Origin of the sequence: Stutzerimonas stutzeri, assembly GCF_024448955.1 — a bacterium.
In the GTDB taxonomy this organism is placed as follows: Bacteria; Pseudomonadota; Gammaproteobacteria; order Pseudomonadales; family Pseudomonadaceae; genus Stutzerimonas; species Stutzerimonas stutzeri_AQ.
The window spans coordinates 115,278-132,310 of sequence record NZ_JAMOIH010000006.1 but is presented as its reverse complement, the minus strand read 5'-3'; the positions used below and the strand labels follow the sequence as shown (position 1 = coordinate 132,310).

Sequence of the window (17,033 nt, the reverse complement as noted above, 5' to 3'; positions counted from 1 at the left end):
GGGTGGCGCATGCGTATAATTCTGCCAGATATCTGTTCGGGTGATTCATGTCTCAGACCACCGATACCTTGCCCACCTCTTTATATACGGCCGCCCAGGTGCGGGAAATCGACGCATGTCTGATCGCCGCGGGAACACCCGGTTTCGAACTGATGCAGCGCGCGGCGCATGCTGCCTGGCGCGCGCTGCGTCGGCGTTGGCCTGACGAGCAGCGGATCACCGTGATGGCTGGACGTGGCAACAATGCCGGTGACGGCTACCTGATCGCTGCCTTGGCGCAGCGTGCCGGCCGTCAGGTTCAGGTACTCGCAGTAGGTGATTCGCAGCAGCTTCAGGGTGATGCCGCTCAGGCTTTCGCCGTGGCCCGTGAGGCTGGCGTCAACGTGCTGCAATGGACGGCGGATGCAAGTCTGCACGGTGTGCTGGTCGATGCGCTGCTGGGCACCGGGATTTCCGGTGAGGTCCGCGAGCCGTACGCCAGTGCCATTCGCGCAATGAACGATAGCCCTCAGCCGGTTCTCGCTGTGGACCTGCCGTCCGGCCTTTGTGCCGATACCGGGCGCGTGCTCGGGCACGCGGTGTCTGCTGCCCTCACGGTGTCGTTTATCGGCCTGAAGGTCGGATTGTTCACCGGTGACGGGCCGGATCGGGTCGGCGAGCTGGTATTCGATGACTTGCAGGCCGATCAGATCATCCTCGATCAGGTCCAGCCCAGCCTTGAACGCCTGTGCGCGACGAACCTTCCGACCTTGGCGCCTCGTAAGCCAACGGCGCACAAGGGCAGCTTTGGTCAGGTGCTGGTGATAGGAGGCGATCTGGGTACTGGCGGCGCGGCTTTACTCAGTGCCGAAGCGGCTCTGCGTTGCGGTGCCGGCATGGTGACCTTGGCGACGCGGCCCGAGCACGTGACGGCATCGCTGGTGCGGCGCCCGGAGATCATGTGCAGCGGCGTGGAATCCACCTATGCATTGACGGCGCTTACTCAACGCGCCGATGTCCTGGTGATCGGCCCGGGCCTGGGGCAGGCACCGTGGGGGCGCAGTCTGCTGTCGCTTGCGCCGCAGTGCCGGGTGCCTCAGGTATGGGATGCCGATGCGCTGAATCTGCTGGCCGCCGGTGCGGTCGAGTTGCCTGCTGATTGCCTGCTGACGCCGCACCCGGGTGAGGCTGCGCGGTTACTGGGTATCACGGTTGGCGAAGTTCAGGCTGATCGTCCCGCGGCGGCCCGAATGCTGGCGAGCCGCTACGGTTGCACCGTGTTGCTCAAGGGGGCGGGAACGCTGATCGCGCACTCTGACGGTCGACTGGCGCTGTGTGATCGCGGCCATCCGGCCATGGCCAGCGCGGGGCTTGGCGATGTTCTGGCGGGCGTCGCTGGAGCTCTGTTGGCGCAGGGGCTCGCGCCGTTCGATGCGGCCTGCCTCGCCGTGTGGCTGCATGCCGTAGCCGGCGAGCGTCTCGGCAAGCAAGGACGCGGGTTGGCTGCCGCCGATCTGATTCCCGCCATCCGCCAGTTACTCGAGGAATGCTCGCCATGCCGGACGTGACGCTGTTTGCTGCAGACGAAGAGGCGATGCTGGCGCTCGGCGCACGCATCGCCCAGATGACCGGCGGTCGGGGCGTGATCTATCTGCACGGTGACCTCGGCGCGGGCAAGACGACACTATCGCGCGGGCTGATTCGTGGTTTTGGCCATCAAGGTAAGGTCAAGAGTCCGACCTTTACCCTGGTCGAGCCCTACGAAACACCGGCTGCGCGGGTCTTCCATTTCGATCTGTACCGGCTCGTCGATCCGGAAGAGCTGGAGTTTCTCGGCATTCGTGACTATTTCGAAGGGGACGCGCTGTGCCTGATAGAGTGGCCAGAACGTGGTGCCGGCATTTTGCCAAAGGCCGACCTGGACATTACCATTACGCCCCAGGGCGCCGGCCGGTCGCTGCGCCTGACGCCACGAGGCGAGCGTGGTGAAAGCTGGTGTTCCATCCTGACCATCGGTGGACAATGAACAACATGGGGTTAGGTATGCGCATGCGCGCGCTGGTGAGTGGTTTGGTATTGATGCTCGCGGCCGTACAGGCCCTGGCTGCGTCTGATGTACAAAGCGTGCGGCTCTGGCGCGCGCCGGACAATACGCGTCTGGTGTTCGATCTGTCCGGTCCGGTTAAGCACAACGTGTTTACCCTGACAGCGCCGAATCGCATCGTTATCGACGTCGATGGCGGCAATCTACCCAAGCCGTTCGAGCAGCTGGCGCTGAAAAATACGCCGATTTCCGGGTTGCGTGCAGCCAAGTTCGATGCCGATACGTTGCGCGTGGTCATCGATCTCTCCGCCCAGGTCACGCCCAAGAGCTTCACCCTGACGCCGAATCAGCAATACGGTCATCGGCTCGTGGTCGATCTGTACGATGAGGGTGCCGATCCGTCCACCACGGCGGATGTTCCAGCAACGACCACGCCGAGCACGCCTGCCGCGCCCGTATCACCGACCTTGCCTGCGCTGAAACTGCCACCGTTGCCCAGTAGCAAGCGTGACATCATTATCGCCATCGATGCCGGCCATGGCGGCGAGGACCCAGGCGCGATCGGCCCGGGCAAGGCGTACGAAAAGAACGTGGTACTGCAGATTTCAAAAGAGCTGCAGCGCCAGATCAATGCCGAAAAGGGCTTCCGCGCCGAGCTGGTCCGAACCGGTGATTACTTCATTCCATTGCGCAAACGCACCGAAATCGCCCGCAAGAAGGGCGCGGATCTGTTCGTTTCGATACACGCCGACGCGGCGCCGCGCTCGTCCGCTTATGGGGCCTCGGTGTTTGCTCTGTCCGACCGCGGCGCTACCTCGGAAACTGCACGGTGGTTGGCCGATAGCGAGAACCGCTCCGACCTGATCGGCGGTGCCGGCAGCGTCAACCTTGGCGAGGACCAGATGCTTGCCGGTGTATTGCTGGACCTCTCCATGACGGCGTCGCTGGCGTCCAGTCTGAACGTGGGGCAGAAGGTGCTGAGCAACATGGGTCGGATCACGCGTCTGCACAAGAGTCGCGTGGAGCAAGCCGGATTCATGGTGCTGAAGTCGCCGGATATCCCGTCGATCCTGGTAGAGACCGGCTTCATCTCCAACCCGTCCGAAGCACGCAAGCTGCAAACCGCCTCCCATCAGCAGTCTCTGGCTCGCTCGATTCACAGCGGTGTGCGGCAGTTCTTCCACGAGAACCCTCCGCCGGGCACCTATGTCGCCTGGCTGCGTGATTCCGGCAAGATTGCCAGCGCGCCCCGCGAGCACGTGGTGCGCTCCGGCGAAAGCCTGGCCCTGCTTGCGCAGCGCTATCAGGTCACGCTACCCGCGCTGCGCAGTGCCAACAGCCTGAAAAACGACCTGATCAAGGTCGGTCAAACCCTGAATATTCCTGCTACAACCCTGGCATCGCAGCCATGACCGAGGCCGCGCGCATCCAGCTGCTCAGTCCGCGGCTGGCGAACCAGATCGCGGCTGGAGAAGTGGTCGAGCGCCCCGCTTCGGTCATCAAGGAGTTGCTGGAAAACAGCCTCGACTCCGGCGCCACGCGCATCGAGGTGGATGTCGAGCAGGGCGGCGTGAAACTTCTGCGCGTGCGTGACGATGGCTGCGGTATCCCTGCCGATGATCTGCCCCTGGCCCTGGCTCGGCATGCCACCAGCAAGATCCGCGATCTTGAAGACCTCGAGCGCGTGATGAGCCTGGGCTTTCGCGGCGAGGCGCTGGCGTCGATCAGTTCGGTGTCGCGTCTGACCCTCACCTCGCGCACCGCCGATGCCGCTGAAGCCTGGCAGGTCGAAACCGAAGGCCGGGACATGGAGGCGCGTGTCCAGCCGGCTGCGCATCCGGTCGGTACCTCGGTCGAAGTGCGTGATTTGTTCTTCAACACACCGGCACGACGCAAGTTTCTGCGCACCGAGAAAACCGAATTCGATCACTTGCAGGAAGTGATCAAGCGGCTGGCGCTGGCGCGCTTCGATGTGGCGTTTCATCTGCGGCACAACGGCAAGGCCGTACTCGCGCTGCATCAGGCCAGCGATGCCGCGGCGCGAGCGCGGCGTGTGGCCTCGGTGTGCGGGCCGGCTTTTCTCGAACAGGCGCTGCCGGTGGAAATCGAGCGCAACGGCTTGCATCTCTGGGGTTGGGTCGGTCTGCCGACGTTTTCCCGCAGCCAGGCGGATCTGCAGTATTTCTACGTGAACGGGCGTATGGTCCGCGACAAGCTGGTGGCCCACGCGGTGCGACAGGCATATCGGGATGTGCTGTTCAATGGACGCCATCCGACCTTCGTGCTGTTCCTCGATGTCGATCCGGCCGTGGTTGACGTCAACGTCCACCCGACCAAGCACGAGGTGCGCTTCCGCGATAACCGCATGGTGCACGACTTCCTGTACGGCACGCTGCACCGCGCGCTCGGGGACGTGCGACCAGAGGATCAACTGGCCGCGCCGGCCGGCGTGACGCCGATGACTCAGATCACTGGCCTCGCTGCGGGTGAGTTTGCCGGGCAGAACGAGATGAGCCTCGCTGCCAGCGTCCTCGAACAGCCACAAATTCAACAAGCCCCCTGGCGCGGAGCGGGTGCCGGCTACCAGGCGCCTCGGCCAATGCCGATCGGCAATGTCGCAGAAGCACAGGGCGCCTATCGTGAGTTCTTTTCGCCACTGGCCGATGTGAGCCCGGCGCCCTTGCCGGAGAGCCAGGATGACGTCCCGCCGCTCGGCTATGCGCTGGCCCAGCTCAAGGGCATCTACATTCTTGCGGAAAATGCTCAGGGGCTGGTGCTTGTGGATATGCATGCTGCCCATGAACGGATCATGTACGAGCGGCTGAAGACGGCGATGGCCAGCGAAGGGCTGCGAGGCCAGCCACTGCTGGTGCCTGAATCGATTGCCGTCAGCCAGCGTGAGGCGGACTGCGCCGAAGAGCATGCACACTGGTTCCAGATGCTCGGTTTCGAACTGCAGCGGCTTGGCCCCGAGAGTCTGGCGATTCGTCAGATCCCGTCCCTGCTCAAGCAGGCCGAAGCCACGCGGCTGGTGCAGGACGTGCTCGCCGACCTGCTCGAATATGGCACCAGCGATCGCATCCAGGCCCATCTCAACGAACTCCTCGGCACTATGGCCTGTCATGGTGCGGTGCGTGCGAATCGACGCCTGACGCTGCCGGAAATGAATGGCCTGCTGCGTGACATGGAGCAGACCGAACGCAGCGGTCAATGCAATCATGGCCGGCCGACCTGGACGCAGTTGGGCATGGGAGAGCTGGATAAGCTGTTTTTGCGCGGGCGCTAGCGGATACGAGCTTGTAACTGAAAGCCAGAAGCTTGAAGTAAGAACTCCGCATAGTTTGGCCGCGCCTTCAGACTGGACTGATTCGCTTCCAGCTTCCTCTATAATGGATTCCACTGATGTCCCCGTTACCCCCCGCCATCTTTCTCATGGGCCCTACAGCTGCCGGCAAGACCGATCTGGCGCTGGAGCTTGCGCGTGTGCTGCCCTGCGATCTGATCAGCGTCGATTCGGCCTTGGTATATCGGGGGATGAACATCGGCACCGCGAAGCCCTCGGCCGATGTGCTTCGGGAGTTTCCGCATCGGCTGATCGATATCCGCGACCCGGCGCAGAGCTACTCGGCCGCTGACTTCGTAAGTGATGCGCTGGCTGCGATGGCGGAAAGTACCGCCGCAGGGCGTATTCCGTTGCTGGTTGGCGGGACCATGCTCTATTTCAAGGCGTTGAGCGAGGGTCTCGCCGATATGCCTGCTGCCGATCCTGCTGTGCGTGCGGAGTTGGAGGCGCAGGTACAGCTCGAGGGCCTGGCGGCGCTGCATCGGCAGTTGGCCGAGGTCGACCCGGAGTCCGCGGCGCGAATTCACCCCAACGATCCCCAGCGGTTGGTCAGGGCGCTGGAGGTCTTCAGAGTCAGCGGCATTAGCATGTCCGAACACCGTGCCCGACAAAGGTCGCAAAAAGCCGGAGCGGGCACGCCAGACGGCCGCGTCTTGCCTTATACTGTCGCGCAGTTGTCCGTCGCGCCTACGCAGCGGCAGGTCTTGCATCAGCGTATCGAGCAACGCTTCGTCGCGATGGTTGAACAGGGCTTTGTCGAAGAGGTCGAAATGCTTCGTAGGCGTGACGATCTGCATCCTGAGCTACCCTCCATGCGTGCCGTAGGCTATCGCCAGGTCTGGAATTATCTGGACGGCTCGTATTCGCGCGATGAGATGGTTCAGCGCGGCGTTATCGCTACTCGGCAATTGGCCAAGCGTCAGTTGACTTGGTTGCGGGGTTGGGAGGGCGTTCATTGGCTGGAGAGTTCGGCCTGCGATAATCTGCCGCGAGCATTGAAATACTTGGAGAGGCTCACCATATTGAGCTGACACTGTAATTTGACCGGCTATCCTCACATCACTGGCCAGCCGTGTTCGATTCTAAAAACTAATGAAAAAGATCCTTTAAGGAGTGCGGCACATGTCAAAAGGGCATTCGCTACAAGACCCTTACCTCAACACACTGCGTAAGGAGCGCGTTCCGGTTTCTATCTACCTGGTCAACGGCATCAAGCTCCAGGGTCAGATCGAGTCATTCGACCAGTTCGTCATCCTCTTGAAAAATACGGTCAGCCAGATGGTTTATAAGCACGCCATTTCGACCGTCGTTCCGGGGCGTCCAGTACGTTTGCCAGCCGCTGGCGACGCGGAGCAGTCCGAGTCGGGTAACGACTAAAGGGGGCCTTCTTTGTTCTTCGAACGTCCCGGTGGCGGTGAGCGGGCTATCCTGGTTCATCTGGATGGTCAGGATCCAGCGGCGCGTGAAGACCCTCAGGAGTTTCAGGAGCTGGCACGGTCAGCCGGCGCTGAAGCTGTTGGCTTCGTCAATGTGGCAAGGCATCAGCCTTCCGCCAAGTTTTTGATTGGCAGCGGCAAAGTCGAAGAGCTGCGTGACCTCGTCAAGGATGGCGAGGTCGAGCTGGTCATTTTCAATCACACACTTACGCCCAGTCAGGAACGCAATCTCGAGCGTGCCCTGGAATGCCGCGTGCTCGATCGAACCGGCTTGATTCTGGATATCTTTGCTCAGCGTGCGCGTACGCATGAAGGCAAGCTGCAGGTCGAGCTGGCCCAGCTTGAATACATGAGTACTCGTCTGGTACGTGGCTGGACTCACCTTGAGCGGCAGAAGGGTGGTATCGGCCTGCGTGGCCCTGGCGAAACCCAGTTGGAAACGGACCGGCGGCTGTTGCGTGTGCGGGTTCGTCAGATCAAGCAGCGGCTGGAGAAAGTTCGGGGCCAGCGCGAGCAGGCTCGCCGGGGGCGTCGCCGTGCCGACATTCCTCTGATTTCTCTGGTGGGCTACACCAACGCCGGCAAGTCCACGTTATTCAACGCGTTGACCGAAGCCGACGTCTACGCAGCCAATCAGTTGTTCGCGACGCTCGATCCGACCTTGCGTCGTCTGGAGTTGGGTGATCTGGGGCCGGTGGTACTCGCCGATACGGTGGGTTTCATTCGTCACTTGCCGCACAAACTGGTCGAATCCTTTCGCGCCACGCTCGAAGAGTCCAGCAATGCTGATCTGCTGCTGCATGTCATCGATGCGCATGAGCCCGAGCGCGATCAGCAGATCGAGCAGGTGTTGGCGGTGCTGACCGAGATCGGTGCTCACGAGCTGCCGATTCTGGAGGTCTACAACAAGGTGGATCTGCTGGAGGGCATCGAGCCGCAGATCCAGTGCAACGCAGACGGTGTACCGCAGCGCGTCTGGGTATCGGCGCAGCAGGGGCTTGGGCTCGACCTGCTGAAGCAGGCCGTAGCCGAATTGCTGAGCGACGATCTGTTCGTGGGAACGCTTCGGCTTCCGCAGAATCTTGGGCGGCTACGGGCGCAGCTGTTTGACTTGGGCGCAGTGCAGTCCGAATCCCACGACGATGAGGGCGGCAGTCTACTCGACGTTAGATTGCAGCGTGTCGAGCTGCATCGTCTCATCAGTCGGGCGGGTCTCGAGGCGGAACTGTTCTTCGAACAACACACTTTGCAATAAAGCTCGGGGGGCTTTTAAGCCGTTCGTTCCGGGCTTTCGGTAGCATTGGCGGGCGCGCCGTTGGCGCGCCTTTAGCTTTATTTGAATGGAGAGCGCTATGGCTTGGAATGAGCCGGGTGGCAACTCGAACAACCAGGATCCCTGGGGTAGCGGTGGCGGTGGTCGTCGCGGTGGTGGCGATCAGAAAGGTCCGCCGGATCTGGATGAGGCTTTCCGCAAATTACAGGACAGCCTCAACGGCATGTTCGGCAAAAAGAAGCGCGGCAGCGGCGGCTCGTCGGGTGGTGGCAGTGGTCGGCGTGGCGGTTTCGCGCTGCTCTGGATCGGCTTGGTCGTGCTGCTGGCCGTCTGGTTGTCCAATGCGATCTACATCGTCGATGAGCAGGAGCAGGCCGTGGTGCTGCGCTTCGGCAAATATCACGAAACTGTCGGTCCCGGCCTGAACATCTATTTCCCGCCGTTCGATCGCAAGTTCCAGGCTAACGTCACTCGCGAGCGCTCGTATAGCAAGCAAGGGCAGATGTTGACCGAGGACGAGAACATCATCGAAGTGCCGCTAACGGTGCAATACAAGATCAGCGACCTTCAGGCCTTCGTGCTCAACGTCGAAGATCCAGAAGCCTCGCTGCAGCATGCGACCGATAGTGCGGTTCGCCATGTCGTAGGTTCCACAGCGATGGATCAGGTATTGACCGAGGGTCGTGAGGCCATGGCGAATGAGGTCGAAGAGCGACTGCAGCGCTTCCTCGACAACTATGGCACCGGCATCATCGTCACCCAGGTCAACCTTCAGAGTGCGGCAGCGCCGCGTGAAGTGCAGGAAGCCTTCGATGACGTGATTCGTGCGCGTGAAGACGAGCAGCGCGAGAAGAATCAGGCCGAGTCCTATGCCAACGGTGTCATTCCCGAGGCGCGTGGTCAGGCCCAGCGCATGCTGGAAGAGGCGAGCGGTTATCGCGATGCGGTGATATCCCGGGCCCAGGGTGAGGCGGATCGCTTCTCCAAGCTGGTTGCTGAATACCGCAAGGCACCTGACGTGACGCGTGAGCGCCTGTATCTGGAAACCATGCAGGAAGTCTTGAGTAATACCAGCAAGGTTCTCGTGACGGGTGAGGATGGGCAGAACAATCTGCTTTACCTGCCGCTGGACAAGATGATCAACGGTCGTGGCGCTTCTGCCGAGCGCTCTGCTGCGGCATCCGTATCGGGCGCTTCGACTCAGACTACGCGAATGCCTCCGGAACTGGATCCGCGTGAAGTGCGTACAAGGGAGGTCCGCTAATGAGCAATAAATCCCTGACCGCCCTGATTGTGGGCGTGGTGCTGGCGATCGTCCTTTGGAACAGCTTCTACATCGTCTCGCAGACAGAGCGTGCGGTGATGCTGCGCTTCGGTCGTATCGTCGAGCCCGACGTGAAGCCGGGTCTGCATCTCAAGATTCCTTACGTGAACAGTGTTCGCAAATTCGACGGGCGGTTGATGACGCTCGATAGTTCCACCTCGCGTTTCCTCACGCTGGAAAAGAAGGCGCTGATGGTTGATTCCTACGCCAAGTGGCGTGTGGATGATGCTGAGCGCTTCTATACCGCGACGTCGGGTATGAAGCAGATCGCGGACGAGCGCCTCGCGCGTCGCCTGGAGGCCTCGCTACGAGATCAGTTCGGTAAGCGGACCCTGCACGAGTCGGTTTCGGGTCAGCGTGACGAACTGATGGCCGTAGTGACCAATAGTCTGAACCGAGCCGCGCAGCAGGAACTCGGAATCGAAGTCGTCGATGTTCGTGTCAAGGGCATCGACCTCCCGCGCGAAGTGAATCGCAGCGTGTTCGAGCGTATGAGTTCCGAGCGGGAGCGTGAAGCGCGTGAGCACAGGGCAAAAGGTAAAGAGCTAGCCGAGGGTATCCGCGCGGATGCCGATCGTCAGCGACGCGTCCTCCTGGCTGAAGCCTTCCGTGAAGCCGAGGAGCTACGCGGTGACGGTGATGCGCAGGCGGCTGCTATTTATGCGGCGGCGTATGGGCAGGACCGGGAATTCTATTCCTTCCACCGCAGTCTGCAGGCCTACCGGGACAGCTTCGCCAGCAAGGAAGATGTGCTGGTGCTTGATCCCAAAAGTGACTTCTTCCGCTACTTGGAGTCCGCTACGGCACAATGACCGCAAGGGCCATCCGGCTGGACGATGCCGTCCACCGGGTGACCCGTTGGCGAAACATTGTTATGATCCGCGAGCCGGGGAAAACCCGGCTTTTTTGCGTCTGCGCTCCAGTGGCAGCAGACTGATCCAAGCATGGTCAGCCATGCTGATCCTCCTTTGTGAGGCGTGGCGCTGTCGCCATGGTTCGAACACAATCGCACGCGACCGATGGGTGGCTCAGGCCGGAGCCCCGGTGTTCGTCTGCTTGACTAGGCTTGCCGTATCGAGAGGTGATTGGCGAAATGGCAACGGTAGACCGCTGGCTACTGCCAGATGGCATCGAAGAGGTGCTGCCGCCCGATGCGGCGCGTATCGAAACCGCAAGGCGTCGTGTGCTGGATCTGTTCCAGTGCTGGGGTTACGAGTTGGTCATCACTCCTCACGTGGAGTTTCTCGAGTCGCTACTGACCGGAGCGGGGCAGGATCTGGATCTGAAGACATTCAAAGTCATCGATCCGTTGTCCGGCAGACAGATGGGCCTGCGTGCGGATATCACCCCGCAGGTAGCGCGGGTGGACGCGCATACGTTGCGGCGGGAGGGCCCTAGTCGCCTGTGCTATGCCGGTAGCGTGCTGCACGCCAAGCCTCAGGCGCTCGCGACGTCCCGTAGTCCGATCCAGCTGGGTGCCGAGCTATATGGCGACAGCAGCACCTCAAGCGATCTCGAAGTGATCAGCCTCATGCTGGAGACGCTGGGTCTCGCCAGCGTGCCTGGCCTACATATGGATCTCGGCCATGTAGGCATTTATCGCGGCTTGGCGCGCGCGGCAGGTTTGTCGGGAGATGCCGAGCAACGCTTGTTCGACGCATTGCAGCGTAAGGCGATGGACGAAATTGCGGCCTTGACCGCCAACGCCGAGCCGTCGCTGGCGAGCATGCTGCGCGCACTGGCACGGCTCTGTGGCGGGCGCGAGACGCTGGATGCGGCGAAAGCTGTCCTGGCTGACGCTCCGTTGGCAGTGCGAGAAGCGCTCGATGGGTTGATTCAGATCGCTGAACAGCTGGCGGTGCGGTATCCGGATCTGCCGTTGTATTTCGATCTGGGCGAACTGCGCGGCTATCACTATCACACCGGCGTCGTGTTCGCGGTATTCGTCCCCGGCGTTGGGCAGTCGATCGCACAGGGTGGTCGTTATGACGACATCGGTGCGGATTTTGGTCGGGCGCGTCCGGCAACTGGTTTCTCGACGGATTTGAAGACCTTGGTCAGCCTTGGTAATGCCGAATTAGCGTCCCCCACCGTCGGTATCTGGGCGCCCTATGACACCGATCCGGCGTTATGGAAGTCGATCTGTCAGCTGCGCGCACAGGGCGAGCGTGTGGTGCAGGCTCTGGATGGACAGCAGGGCGATGCGGCGCTAAGTGTTGGCTGCGACCGGCAGCTACTGTTGCAAGAGGGGTCCTGGACCGTAACGCCGCTGACCCGCTGATGTGGGCTGGATCGTAAGCGCCAGGCTGGTTTCCAGAATTCGCCGGTCGTGACCGGTAATGCTTCGCCAAGAGGACAAAGGTTTATGGGTAAGAATGTCGTGGTCCTGGGCACCCAGTGGGGTGATGAGGGCAAGGGCAAGATCGTCGATCTGCTGACCGATCAGGCGGCGGCTGTAGTTCGCTTCCAGGGCGGCCACAATGCCGGTCACACGCTGGTCATCGATGGTGAAAAAACCGTGCTGCACCTGATTCCGTCCGGCATTTTGCGTAAAAACGTGGAATGCCTGATCGGCAACGGCGTGGTCGTTGCGCCGGACGCGTTGATGCGTGAGATCACCAAGCTGGAAGAGAAGGGCGTGCCGGTGCGTGAGCGCCTGCGCATCAGTCCGGCCTGTACCCTGATCCTGCCGTATCACGTGGCGCTGGATCAGGCGCGCGAGGCGGCGCGTTCCGAAGGCAAGATCGGTACGACGGGTCGTGGCATCGGGCCGGCCTACGAGGACAAAGTCGCGCGTCGCGGCTTGCGCATCGGCGATCTGTTCAATCCTGAGCGTTTTACCGTCAAGCTGCGCGAGCTGCTCGAGTACCACAATTTCATTCTGCAGAATTTCTACAAGGTCGAGCCTGTCGACTTTCAGAAGACGCTGGATGAGGCGCTGGGTTACGCCGAGATTCTCAAGCCGATGATGACCGACGTGTCGGCTCGCCTGCATGAGCTGCGCAAGCAGGGTGCACGCATCATGTTCGAAGGTGCTCAGGGCTCGTTGCTGGACATCGACCACGGCACCTATCCGTACGTCACCAGCTCCAGTACTACGGCTGGTGGTACGGCCACCGGTTCCGGTTTCGGTCCGCTGTATCTGGACTACATTTTGGGTATCACCAAGGCCTACACGACGCGTGTCGGTTCCGGTCCGTTCCCCACGGAGCTGTTCGACGAAACCGGTGCGCGCCTGGCGGAGCGTGGTCACGAGTTCGGTTCCACTACCGGGCGCGCCCGCCGCTGCGGCTGGTTCGATGCCGTGGTGCTGCGTCGTGCCATCGAGATCAACAGCGTGTCGGGTATCTGCCTGACCAAGCTGGATGTGCTCGACGGGCTGGAAACCATCCGTATCTGCGTTGCCTACAAGGATCGCAACGGCGAAGTGCTCGTCGATGCGCCGACCGACGCCGATAGCTACCAGGGCTTGCAGCCGGTATATGAAGAGGTGCCGGGCTGGGCCGAATCTACTGTCGGAGCCAAGTCGCTCGATGCGCTGCCGGCTAACGCCCGCGCTTACATCAAGCGTCTGGAGGAGTTGGTCGAGGCGCCAATCGACATCATCTCAACCGGGCCGGATCGCAACGAGACCATCGTGCTGCGCCATCCTTACGCCTGACCGCGACTGATGATAAAAGACCGCCTCAGGGCGGTCTTTTCATTCCTGCTTAAGTCCGCGCTGGGCTTCGAGGTGCTGGCGCGATGCGATCAGCGTTGTTGGAGCGCTATTGGATTCGCCGTAGCAGAAACGAAAAAACCGAGCCAATGACTCGGTTTTTTCTGAAGAGTGGTGCCCAGGAGAAGACTCGAACTTCCACGATGTTGCCATCGCTAGGACCTGAACCTAGTGCGTCTACCAATTCCGCCACCTGGGCACATTGCGATGATTGCTCATCGACTTCTGTCGCTTGCTGGTCGAGGCCGACAAACCTCGTTTTTATGAAATTCTCGCCAAGGCAAGAGCTTCATCGAATAAATGGTGCCCAGGAGAAGACTCGAACTTCCACGGTGTTGCCACCGCTAGGACCTGAACCTAGTGCGTCTACCAATTCCGCCACCTGGGCACTGCAAACGATGATACTTCATCGTTTCCGTGTTACAACGTCTACCAGACATTGTGGGCGCGAACTATACGGGCGAGGTTATGCCTTGTAAAGCCCCGCCCAGGAAAAATAATTCGCTCGAAAGCTGCCGCCGGCATGCGTTTCGCGCTTCAATAGATAGGGGCGTTCTGCCTCTATAAATGAATGAAAGGTGACATCTCTTAATGGCCGATTGGCAATCCCTCGATCCCGAGGCCGCACGTGAAGCGGAAAAGTACGAAAACCCCATTCCCAGCCGCGAGCTGATTCTTCAGCACCTGAGCGAGCGCGGCTCACCAGCGGCACGTGAGCAGCTGGTGGAAGAGTTCGGATTATCCTCCGAAGACGATATCGAAGCTCTGCGCCGCCGTTTGCGTGCGATGGAGCGTGACGGTCAGTTGATCTATACCCGGCGTGGCACTTATGCCCCGGTGGACAAGCTTGACCTGGTTTGCGGGCGCATCAGTGGTCATCGCGACGGTTTCGGTTTTCTGATTCCCGACGATAAAAGCGACGACTTGTTTCTGAGTCCTGCACAAATGCGCCTGGTATTCGATGGCGACCGCTGTCTGGCTCGGGTTGCCGGACTCGATCGCCGCGGGCGGCGCGAAGGCGCGATCGTTGAGGTGATCAGTCGCGCGCATGAAACCATCGTCGGGCGTTATCAAGAAGAAAGCGGCATCGGTTTCGTCATGGCCGACAACCCGAAGATCCAGCAGGAAGTACTAGTAACGCCGGGCCGCTCGATGGATGCCAAGCCGGGCCAGTTCGTCGAGATCAAGATCACCCACTGGCCGACTCAGCGCTTCCAGCCCCAGGGCGACGTGATCGAGGTAATCGGCAATTACATGGCGCCGGGGATGGAAATCGACGTTGCGCTGCGCAGTTTCGATATCCCCTACGTCTGGCCTGATGCGGTGAAGCGTGAAGCGGCCAAGCTCAAGTCTGAAGTCGAGGAAAAGGACAAGCAGAAACGTGTCGATCTGCGACATCTGCCTTTCGTCACCATCGATGGCGAAGACGCTCGTGACTTCGACGATGCGGTCTATTGCGAGAAGCTGAGTGGCTGGAAGCTGTTTTCTGGCGGTTTCCGGCTGTACGTCGCGATTGCAGACGTATCGCATTATGTGAAAGTCGGGTCGGAGCTGGACAAGGAAGCCGAGCTGCGGGGTACGTCGGTGTACTTTCCCGAGCGGGTCGTGCCGATGCTCCCGGAGGAGCTGTCCAACGGTCTCTGCTCGCTGAATCCGCACGTCGATCGGCTGGCAATGGTCTGCGAAATCACCCTGAATAAATCAGGGAAAATGACCGATTACCAGTTCTACGAAGCGGTTATCCACTCCCATGCGCGGCTGACATATAACAAGGTCAGCAGCATGCTTGAGCAGCCTTCCTCGGCCGAAGGCAAGCGATTGATTGGCGAATACGCGCAAGTATTGCCGCATCTCAAGCAGCTCCACGCGCTGTACAAGGTGTTGCTCAAGGCGCGCCACACGCGTGGTGCGATCGATTTCGAAACTCAGGAAACGCGCATTGTCTTCGGGGCGGAGCGCAAGATCGCGGCCATTACCCCTACCGAGCGCAACGATGCGCACAAGCTGATCGAGGAATGCATGCTATGCGCCAACGTGGCCACGGCGCGCTTCCTCCAGGATCATGACATTCCTGGTCTGTATCGTGTCCACGACGGGCCGCCCTTGGAGCGTCAGGAAAAGCTGCGGGCCTTTCTCGGCGAGCTGGGGCTGACGCTGCACAAGGGCAAGGAAGGGCCCACGCCCAAGGATTATCAGGCGCTGCTGGAGCGGATTCAGGGGCGGCCCGATTTCAACGTGATTCAGACGGTGATGCTGCGGTCGTTGAGCCAGGCGGTCTACAGCCCGGACAACAATGGTCACTTCGGCTTGAATTACGAGGCCTATGCGCACTTCACCTCGCCTATCCGCCGCTATCCGGATCTGTTGATTCACCGTGCGATCCGCAGCGTGATCCGCTCGCGTCGCGATACGGGGCATGTGCGTCGCGAGGGCGCGACCAGCATGCCCAAGGCGCGCATCTATCCCTATGATGAGGCAGCGTTGGAGCAGCTCGGCGAGCAATGCTCGATGGCCGAACGGCGCGCCGACGAGGCGACGCGGGATGTGGTGAATTGGCTCAAGTGCGAATTCATGAAGGATCGCGTCGGCGAAACGTTCCCCGGCGTGATTACCGCAGTGACCGGATTCGGCTTGTTCGTCGAGCTGACTGATATTTACGTGGAAGGACTGGTTCACGTCACCGCAATGCCGGGTGACTACTACCACTTCGATCCATTGCACCATCGGCTGTCCGGTGAGCGCAGTGGGCGGAGTTTCCGCCTGGGTGATAGCGTCGAAGTGCGGGTGATGCGTGTCGATCTCGATGAGCGCAAGATCGACTTCGAACTGATCAGCGGCGGCAGCAAAGCTGGCACGGGCGAACGTGACTCGGCTGGTGATAAAGGTGATAGCCGTAAGGCAGGGCGCGGCCGAAAAGGCACCGAAAGCTCCGCCAAAGGTGGGGGGTCGGTCAGCGCAGAGGTGCGCAAGAGTCGGGAAATCAAAAAGGCGCTGCTCGCGGATGCGAAAGGAAGCAAGTCGACCGCCAGCAAGCCCAAACGCAGCTCATCGAAGTCCAAGGCTAACAGCAAGCCGTCGGCCAAAGCTGACGGCGGTGCCCCGCGAAAGCGTAAGGCCAAGTCATGAGTGATCTTGAGAAGATTTACGGCCTGCACGCCGTGGAGGCTTTGCTTCGTCACCATCCGAAGCGGGTCAAGCAGGTCTGGCTGGCCGAGGGGCGTGACGATCCTCGAGTGCAGGCGCTGGTTCAATTGGCTACGCAATCGAAAGTCCGCGTCGGTCAGTGCGAGCGTCGTGAAATGGATGCCTGGGTCGAGGGCGTGCATCAGGGTGTGGTGGCTGATGTCAGCCCCAGTCAGGTCTGGGGCGATGCCATGCTCGAAGAGTTGCTGGACCGGGCTGAGGGCGCGCCGTTGCTGCTCGTGCTCGACGGTGTAACCGACCCTCACAACCTCGGTGCCTGCCTGCGCACCGCCGACGCAGCCGGCGTGCTGGCGGTGATCATTCCCAAGGACAAGTCCGCAACCCTTAACGCCACGGTGCGCAAGGTGGCTTGCGGTGCGGCGGAAGTCATTCCGCTGGTGGCTGTGACCAATCTGGCGCGAACGCTGGAAAAATTGCAGCAACGTGGCTTGTGGGTGGTCGGTACGGCCGGGGAAGCCGAGCAGGAGATCTACGATCAGAATCTCCGTGGTCCTATCGTTCTGGTGATGGGCGCGGAAGGCAAGGGCATGCGCCGTCTGACACGCGAACACTGTGATTTCCTGGTCCGGCTGCCGATGGCTGGAAGCGTCAGCAGTCTCAACGTGTCGGTCGCCACGGGCGTCTGTCTGTTCGAGGCACTGCGCCAGCGTCGTTCGGCAGGGTAAGGGCTGGCTGACAAGTTGCCGCCGCGTTGCCGTTCATCGCGAAACGG

At 60.9% G+C, this 17,033-nt stretch carries 13 protein-coding genes and 2 tRNA genes; 13 read left to right on the top strand and 2 right to left on the bottom strand.

From position 1 onward, the window contains the following. Positions 1-47: 47 nt before the first annotated feature. The 11 genes from NA645_RS08515 (at position 48) to NA645_RS08465 (ending at position 13,060) form a co-directional block, all read left to right on the top strand. Positions 48-1,547, top strand: a complete 1,500-nt coding sequence (locus NA645_RS08515) for an NAD(P)H-hydrate dehydratase (RefSeq protein WP_256048439.1) — start codon at positions 48-50, stop codon at positions 1,545-1,547. Next, positions 1,535-2,005 (top strand): tRNA (adenosine(37)-N6)-threonylcarbamoyltransferase complex ATPase subunit type 1 TsaE, encoded by a 471-nt coding sequence (gene tsaE / locus NA645_RS08510; protein WP_256048438.1) that lies wholly within the window; start codon positions 1,535-1,537, stop codon positions 2,003-2,005. Before NA645_RS08515 ends, tsaE begins: the two co-directional genes overlap by 13 nt. Before the next feature lie 17 nt (positions 2,006-2,022). Next, on the top strand, positions 2,023-3,435 hold the full coding sequence (locus NA645_RS08505; protein ID WP_272892014.1) for an N-acetylmuramoyl-L-alanine amidase: 1,413 nt from the start codon (positions 2,023-2,025) through the stop codon (positions 3,433-3,435). Further along, positions 3,432-5,309: a DNA mismatch repair endonuclease MutL gene (gene mutL, locus NA645_RS08500; protein WP_256048436.1), complete on the top strand. Its 1,878-nt coding sequence runs from the start codon at positions 3,432-3,434 to the stop codon at positions 5,307-5,309. The genes NA645_RS08505 and mutL overlap by 4 nt, the downstream gene beginning before the upstream one ends. A 116-nt stretch (positions 5,310-5,425) precedes the next feature. After that, positions 5,426-6,397 carry a tRNA (adenosine(37)-N6)-dimethylallyltransferase MiaA gene (gene miaA, locus NA645_RS08495; protein WP_256048435.1) on the top strand — a complete coding sequence of 324 codons (972 nt, stop codon included), beginning with the start codon at positions 5,426-5,428 and terminating at the stop codon, positions 6,395-6,397. 91 nt (positions 6,398-6,488) lie between these two features. Then, positions 6,489-6,743 (top strand): RNA chaperone Hfq, encoded by a 255-nt coding sequence (hfq, locus tag NA645_RS08490; protein ID WP_021206763.1) that lies wholly within the window; start codon positions 6,489-6,491, stop codon positions 6,741-6,743. A 12-nt stretch (positions 6,744-6,755) separates the two neighbouring features. After that, a complete protein-coding gene (hflX, locus tag NA645_RS08485) occupies positions 6,756-8,057 on the top strand; it encodes a ribosome rescue GTPase HflX (protein WP_256048434.1) in 1,302 nt (433 codons plus the stop codon). A gap of 97 nt (positions 8,058-8,154) precedes the next feature. Further along, the gene (gene hflK, locus NA645_RS08480) at positions 8,155-9,339 is read left to right on the top strand and encodes an FtsH protease activity modulator HflK (protein WP_256048433.1); all 1,185 of its coding nucleotides are present in this window, start codon (positions 8,155-8,157) and stop codon (positions 9,337-9,339) included. Then, positions 9,339-10,211, top strand: a complete 873-nt coding sequence (hflC, locus tag NA645_RS08475; RefSeq protein WP_256048432.1) for a protease modulator HflC — start codon at positions 9,339-9,341, stop codon at positions 10,209-10,211. The genes hflK and hflC overlap by 1 nt, the downstream gene beginning before the upstream one ends. Positions 10,212-10,492: 281 nt before the next feature. Continuing rightward, a complete protein-coding gene (locus NA645_RS08470; RefSeq protein WP_256048431.1) occupies positions 10,493-11,680 on the top strand; it encodes an ATP phosphoribosyltransferase regulatory subunit in 1,188 nt (395 codons plus the stop codon). Positions 11,681-11,764: 84 nt separating this feature from the next. Continuing rightward, positions 11,765-13,060 carry an adenylosuccinate synthase gene (locus tag NA645_RS08465; RefSeq protein WP_256048430.1) on the top strand — a complete coding sequence of 432 codons (1,296 nt, stop codon included), beginning with the start codon at positions 11,765-11,767 and terminating at the stop codon, positions 13,058-13,060. 169 nt (positions 13,061-13,229) lie between these two features. On the opposite strand, the gene NA645_RS08460 is transcribed toward NA645_RS08465, so the two are convergent. Both NA645_RS08460 and NA645_RS08455 read right to left on the bottom strand, forming a co-directional pair. Further along, positions 13,230-13,316, bottom strand: a tRNA-Leu gene (locus NA645_RS08460). Between the two features lie 102 nt (positions 13,317-13,418). Then, positions 13,419-13,505, bottom strand: a tRNA-Leu gene (locus NA645_RS08455). Between the two features lie 203 nt (positions 13,506-13,708). On the opposite strand from NA645_RS08455, the gene rnr reads away from it, so the two are divergent. Then, positions 13,709-16,243 carry a ribonuclease R gene (gene rnr / locus NA645_RS08450; RefSeq protein WP_256048429.1) on the top strand — a complete coding sequence of 845 codons (2,535 nt, stop codon included), beginning with the start codon at positions 13,709-13,711 and terminating at the stop codon, positions 16,241-16,243. Beyond that, a complete protein-coding gene (gene rlmB / locus NA645_RS08445; protein WP_256048428.1) occupies positions 16,240-16,986 on the top strand; it encodes a 23S rRNA (guanosine(2251)-2'-O)-methyltransferase RlmB in 747 nt (248 codons plus the stop codon). The genes rnr and rlmB overlap by 4 nt, the downstream gene beginning before the upstream one ends. Positions 16,987-17,033: the final 47 nt, after the last annotated feature.